Below are 2,278 nucleotides of genomic sequence, written 5' to 3' on the forward strand. Positions count from 1 at the left end.
ATTTGCAAAGCATGTTCCGATACGGGATTATGAGGAACTCAAACCTTACATAGAGCAGGCCGTCGCCGGGCAACCGGATGTTCTTTGGCCGGGCAAGCCCATCTATTTCGCCAAGACCTCGGGCACTACCTCGGGAGCCAAATACATCCCGATTACCGAAACCTCCATCAAACATCAGGTGAATGCCTCGAGGAATGCCATCCTCAATTACATCCACGAAACCGGAAATGCGGATTTTGTAAACGGGAAAATGATTTTTTTACAGGGTAGTCCCGTTTTACAGGAAAAAAACGGCATCAAATTAGGGCGGCTTTCTGGGATATCTGCCCATTATGTTCCCAACTACCTGCAAAAGAATAGGTTGCCTAGTTGGGAAACCAACTGCATCGAAGATTGGGAAACCAAGGTAAACGCCATTGTCGAAGAGACCGTGAATGAAGACATGGCCATTATCGCGGGCATTCCCTCTTGGGTACAGATGTATTTCGAACGCTTGCAAGCGAAGACGGATAAAAAAGTGGGCGAGCTGTTCAAAAACTTTAAGTTGTTCATCTATGGAGGGGTCAACTATGAGCCCTATCGCGCAAAATTCGAGAACCTTATCGGACGAAAAGTCGACAGTATCGAACTATTTCCCGCCAGCGAAGGCTTTTTTGCCTATCAGGAATCCCAAACAGAAAAAGGGATGTTGCTGCTATTGGATGCCGGGATTTTCTACGAATTCGTCAGGGCTGACAAATTCTTTGACGACAATCCGAAACGCGTGACGATTAAAGACGTGCAACGCGACGTCAACTATGTTATGGTCATTTCCACGGATGCCGGACTTTGGGCCTACAACCTTGGGGATACCGTTCAGTTTATTTCCTTGAAGCCTTACAAAATAATAGTTTCCGGCCGTATCACGCATTTTATCTCCGCTTTCGGGGAACACGTTATCGCCAAGGAAGTCGAAGAGGCCATGCAACAAGCAATCGCTGCAACCGATGCCCGAATCAACGAGTTTACGGTAGCACCACAGATCAATCCCGAGGGCGACCAACTCCCCTACCACGAATGGTTCGTAGAATTTGAAAAAGAACCTTCCGACCGTGAAAAATTTATCGAAATCCTCGACACCATCCTTCAAAAACAGAACAGCTATTATTTTGACCTCATTGATGGCAAGATTTTGCAAAGATTAAAAGTAACCTCGATAAAACCGGGCGGATTCAACGCCTATATGAAATCCAAGGGAAAACTGGGCGGGCAGAACAAGGTGCAGCGGTTGGCGAACGATTGCAGTGTTGCCGAAGGGCTTTCAAAATTCAAGATTGCAAAAAAACCGTAATTTTGATCCAAATAATTTTATGGGCAACACCATCACTACTACCCGCGCTCAAGAATCGACCAACGCCATCGAGCGGCTCTACATTACCATGCGGCATCTGTTCAATCGTGGATTTTACAAGCCTACCGGTGTTTCCGGCGAATCGTTGAAGGAGGCACTGCTCCAGCTGCGCCCCGAAATCTATGGTTCCATCGGGGAGGAAAAGGCCGAACTCAACGGGTTGATCTACGTACTAGAAAGGCTTCCCGAAGGTATCGAACAGTGCCGGTTCATCAATCTGACCTCCGACGAAGGCTATGGCCGGTCCCATTTTGACCCTATTATCCCCCCGAAACGCCGCCGCAACTGCTACCGCATCGACGAAGAGCAGATGAATATCGAAATTACACGGGGTAGGTCGGACATCTATGATATTCTGACCCACTTGACCTTCCTCTTTATAGAATCCGAGAAAATTAGCAAACGGGTCTTAATCGAAGATACCGACAAGACCATCCGTGATTGGGTAAAGCTGGAGTCTTTTATCAAAAAAGGGGAACTTGATCAGGCCGAAAGGGAAGTCGCCGTGATACATACCGCCAATATCCTGGGCCGCCCCTTCGTGGAAATTATGGCGGTGCATGAGCGATTTTCGACCAAAGACCGCCCGGAACGCTTTTTGGAAATTATCTATTGGCTGGGCAAACTGGCCATCGAAGAACAGGTAACCGGCGAAAAAAGAACCATAACCTTTAGCGCTCTGCTGCGCGAACGCCTTGGTCACCATATTCATGGCGAGCGCTGGGCGGATATCATTAAGGAAACCTTACAAAAGAACGGACTATTAAAACGCCCGATACACATTATTAGTGCCAATATGCATAGTGTCATGAACTCGTTGTTCGCCAGAAATGCATTGAATAAGGACCTGGCTGCCGGCACTGAAGGTTTGTCCCATACCGAATCACT

1 protein-coding gene and 1 pseudogene are annotated in these 2,278 nt (G+C 47.7%); both read left to right on the top strand.

The window, feature by feature from the left end; all coding sequences use genetic code 11:
* The coding region (locus tag ACEW8S_RS16410; protein WP_373519199.1) for a GH3 auxin-responsive promoter family protein at positions 1–1,330 on the top strand (1,330 nt) is incomplete at its 5' end.
* 19 nt (positions 1,331–1,349) lie between these two features.
* Positions 1,350–2,278 (top strand): annotated as a pseudogene (locus tag ACEW8S_RS16415) (hypothetical protein); the annotation flags it as partial.

This window comes from Pricia sp. (assembly GCF_041745955.1).
Taxonomy (GTDB): Bacteria; Bacteroidota; Bacteroidia; order Flavobacteriales; family Flavobacteriaceae; genus Pricia.